Origin of the sequence: Gemmatimonas sp. (assembly GCF_044345575.1) — a bacterium.
In the GTDB taxonomy this organism is placed as follows: Bacteria; Gemmatimonadota; Gemmatimonadetes; order Gemmatimonadales; family Gemmatimonadaceae; genus Gemmatimonas.
Genome location: NZ_JBIJAW010000273.1, coordinates 1 through 4,401, shown reverse-complemented (window position 1 = coordinate 4,401; position 4,401 = coordinate 1). Strand labels below are relative to the sequence as shown.

2 protein-coding genes are annotated in these 4,401 nt (G+C 65.3%); both read left to right on the top strand.

Annotated elements, in window-relative coordinates; genetic code table 11:
* Positions 1-211 precede the first annotated feature (211 nt).
* Entirely contained in the window at positions 212-1,555 is a 1,344-nt protein-coding gene (locus ACIQ6O_RS13375; protein WP_396208288.1) for a glycine--tRNA ligase, read from the top strand.
* A 424-nt stretch (positions 1,556-1,979) separates the two neighbouring features.
* Positions 1,980-4,401, top strand: a 2,422-nt coding sequence (locus ACIQ6O_RS13370; protein ID WP_396208287.1) for a WD40/YVTN/BNR-like repeat-containing protein, incomplete at its 3' end; no start/stop codon positions are given.

The window sequence follows — 4,401 nt, the reverse complement described above, 5'->3', positions numbered from 1 at the left end:
TGTCTACCTTGCGGGAGTGATCGCGAGCGGCAACCAGGCCAATCGGATCTTCATCGAAAACGGCCGCGATCATGGCGATGCCATCGCGGCCCATGTGCAACGCCACGTGCAACGCCAGGTGCAACGCACCACGACGTAGTCCTACGCTGCGCTGACGCCCGGCATCCAGCCGGGTGGGGCGGTGCAGTGCGACCCTGAACACCCGAGTGCCATGAGTCAGCCCGATGTGATGGACAAGCTGGTGTCGCTGTGCAAGCGACGTGGCTTCATCTTCCAGTCGTCCGAGATTTACGGCGGCACGGGATCGGTGTGGGACTACGGCCCACTCGGCGTCGAACTGAAGAAGAACATCAAGGATCGCTGGTGGAACGCGATGGTGCGGTCGCGTGACGACATCGAGGGGCTGGACGCGGCGATTCTGATGCATCCGCGTACGTGGGAAGCGAGCGGGCACGTGGCCGGCTTCGTCGATCCTCTCGTGGACTGCAAGACCTGCAAGGGACGCTTCCGCGCCGACAAGCTCGAGGATGCGCGGTGCCCGCAGAAGCCGAGCAAGCAGCCCGGGCAGCATGACGCCTGCGCGCTCACCGAGGCGCGGCAGTTCAACCTGATGTTCAAGACGCACATGGGCGCGCTCGAGGAGAGTGCGAGCGTGGTGTATCTGCGTCCGGAAACGGCGCAGGGCATCTTCGTGAACTTCCTGAACGTGCAGCAGAGCATGCGTCAGAAGGTGCCGTTCGGCATCGCGCAGATCGGCAAGGCGTTCCGCAACGAAATCACGCCGGGCAATTTTATCTTCCGCACGCGTGAGTTCGAGCAGATGGAGATGCAGTTCTTCGTCGAGCCGGGCACGGACATGGAGTGGTTCGAGCAGTGGAAGGCGCTGCGTATGCAGTGGCACCTCGATCTCGGCTTGTCACGGGAGCGGCTCGAGTTCCATCAGCACAGCGCGGGCGAGTTGGCGCACTATGCGCGCGCCGCGTTCGACGTGCAGTTCGATTTCGGCGGCACGCTGGGCTTCCAGGAAATCGAGGGCGTCCACAATCGCGGGGACTTCGACCTCACGCAGCACCAGCAGTTCTCGAGCAAGAAGCTCGAGTACTTCGATCAGGTGAACAACAAGCGCTACGTGCCGTACGTGATCGAGACGAGCGTGGGCGCCGATCGCGTGACACTCGCGGCGCTGGTGAACGCGTACCGTGAGGAAGCGGTGGAAGGCGAGGCCGAGGGGCGCGTGGTGCTGGGGCTCAACCCGGCGATCGCGCCGATCAAGGCGGCGATCTTCCCGCTCACCAAGAAGGACGGGCAGCCGGAGATGGCGCGCAAGATCGTGGAGGATCTGCGGGGCGCCTTCCCGGTGGACTACGACGAGACGGGCTCGATCGGCAAGCGCTATCGCCGTCAGGACGAAGTGGGTACGCCGTTCTGCATCACCGTGGACGGGCAGAGCACGGGGGACAACACGGTCACGGTGCGCGATCGCGACTCGCTGGCGCAGGACCGGATCGATGCCGGGCAGCTGAAGGCGTACCTGGCGGGCAAGCTGCTCGGCTGACCGGCGGGGGGGTACTACGCGCGATCGACTACGCGTTGGGACCTACGCGTTGGCGACTACGCGTTGGCACGGACGCGTTGGCAACTACGCTGAGGGGCGCGGGCGCTGACGCGGGCAACTACGGGCGACCGCCTCGGCCTTCGGCCGGGGGGCGGTCGCTTCGTTTTTGCGTGCGTTTTTGCGTGCGTTTTTGCCGGCGTCTTGGCGTGCGTCTTGGCCTGCGTCTCGGCGTGGGTGCCCGCGTGGGCGCCTGCGCCCCTCCTGCGTTCGTGCCAACGCGTCCGTGCCAGTGCGTCGGTTCCGACGCGTAGGTTCCAGCGCGTGGTCGATCGCGCGTAGTCCCGCCCCTCCCCGCGGCCAGCGCAGCGGGATCCCCCTCCAGCCCGTAGGTTACGGTGAGTCTCCACCCTAACCCTCAGGTGTCATGTTCCCTGTGCGTTCGCTCGCGTTACTGGCCTTGCCGGCCGTCGCGCTCCTCCAGCCTCCCGCCAAGCCGGCGGCCCGCCCGGGCCCGGCGCCCGCGGCCCTTGCGCCGGTCACCCTCGACTCGGCGTTCCTGAAGAACTTCCGGTGGCGCAACATCGGCCCTGATCGAGGCGGTCGCTCGATCGCCGCGAGCGGTGTGAAGGGGCGCAAGAACGAAGCGTACTTCGGCGCCGTGGGCGGCGGGCTTTGGAAGACCACCGACGGTGGCGAAACGTGGGGGCCGGTGACGGACGGCCAGATCACCAGCGCCTCGGTGGGCGCGATCGCAGTGAGCGAGTCCAACCCGGATGTCGTGTACATCGGTACGGGTGAAAGCGCGATCCGCGGCAACATCATGCCGGGTGACGGCATCTACAAGAGCGTGAACGCCGGCAAGAGCTGGAAGCATGTGGGCTTCCGCACCGTCGACGCGATCTCGAAGATCCGCGTGCACCCCACCAACCCCGACATCGTGTACGCGGCCGTGTTCGGCAAGTACAGCGTGCCGAGCGAGGAGCGTGGTGTGTACAAGAGCACCGACGGCGGCGCCACGTGGAAGCGCGTGCTGTTCCGTGATGCGAAGAGCGGCGCGGTGGACATCGCGATCGACCGCACCAATCCGCAGGTGCTGTACGCGGCGCTGTGGGAGGCGTACCGGAAGGAATACCAGATGTCGTCGGGCGGACCCGGTTCGGGGCTGTACAAGAGCACCGACGGTGGTGAAACGTGGACCGAAATCACGCGCGCCACGGGGCTGCCGAGTGGACTGGTGGGCAAGATCGGTGTGGCGCTCACCGCGGCGAAGCCCGGTCGTGTGTATGCGCTCATCGAGAACGAGAACGGCGGTCTCTTCAAGAGTGATGACGCCGGCGCCACGTGGACCTTCGTGAATGGCGACCGCAACATCCGTCAGCGCGCGTTCTACTACACACACCTCTACGCCGATCACCAGAACGCCGATCTCGTGTACCTCGAGAACGTGTCGTTCTTCCGTTCGACCGACGGTGGCAAGACGCTCACCAGCATCGGTAATGGCAGTCACGGCGACTGGCACGACCTGTGGATCGACATGGATGATCCCAATCACCTCGTAGCGGGCAACGACGGTGGTGGGACCGTGACCTTCGATACGGGGAAGAAGTACTCCGAGCAGGACTTTCCCACCGAGCAGTGGTACCACGTGATCACCACCAAGCACGTCCCGTTCCACGTGTGCGGGTCGCAGCAGGACAACAGCACCCTCTGCACGCCGATGAACTGGAACATGGGTCGCCAGAATGCGGCGGCCGGTCAGGAGGCCCAGGGGGGCATGGCGGTGTCGTATCAGGTGGGCGGTGGTGAGCCCGGTTACATCGCGCCTGATCCGCTCGATGTGGACGTGTTCTACTCGGGCACGAACAACGGCGGCTACGTCGACAAGTTCAACAAGAAGACGGGGCTGTCGCGCGAGGTGAATCCGTATCCCTGGTTCTACTCCGGCGAACCGTCGAAGGAGATCAAGGAGCGCTGGCAGTGGACGTTCCCCATTCTCTTTTCGCCGCTCGACCCGAAGCTTCTGTTCGTGTCGTCGCAGCGCCTGTGGGCCTCCCGTGATGGCGGCCGCACTTGGAAGAACCTGAGCCCCGATCTCACGCGCCACGCGCCGGAAACGCAGGAGAAGTCGGGTGGGCCGATCACCGGCGACATGAACGGCCCCGAGGTGTACGGCACCATCTTCTCGGTGGGACCGAGCAAGAAGGACGTGAACACCATCTGGACCGGCTCCGACGACGGGCTCGTGTACATCACGCGTGACTTCGGCAAGACGTGGACGAACATCACGCCGAAGGAGATGCCGGAATTCGGCCGTGTGTCGCAGATCGATGCGTCGGCGTTCGATGCCGGCACGGCGTACATCTCGGTGCGTCGTCCGCTGCTCAACGATCGCGCGCCGTACATCTTCCGCACCACCGACTTCGGCAAGACGTGGACGAAGATCGTGAACGGCCTCGGCGCCGAAGACTACGTACACGCGGTGCGCGAGGACCCCACGCGCAAGGGGCTGCTGTATGCGGCCACACAGCACGGGGTGTACATCTCGTACGACGACGGTGCGAAGTGGCAGAGCCTCAAGCTCAACATGCCTGACGTGCCGGTGGCCGATCTGATCGTGGAGCGCGATGAGCTCGCGATCGGTACGCACGGGCGCGGCTTCTGGGTGCTCGACAACATTTCGCCGCTGCGTCAGGCGACGCCCGCCGTGCTGGCCGCGAAGTCGCACCTGTATACGCCGGCCGTGGGCCTGCGTTCGTCGCCCGGGGTCACGCTGAGCTGGATGTTCGGTGAGAAGCCCAAGCGCGCCACGCTGGCCATCGTGGACAGCCTCGGTGCGGTGTTGCGCG

Bases quoted from the DNA above. Each gene is read 5' to 3' on its own strand.
- ACIQ6O_RS13375 (WP_396208288.1), top strand. From the start codon at position 212: ATGAGTCAGCCCGATGTGATGGACAAGCTGGTGTCGCTGTGCAAGCGA.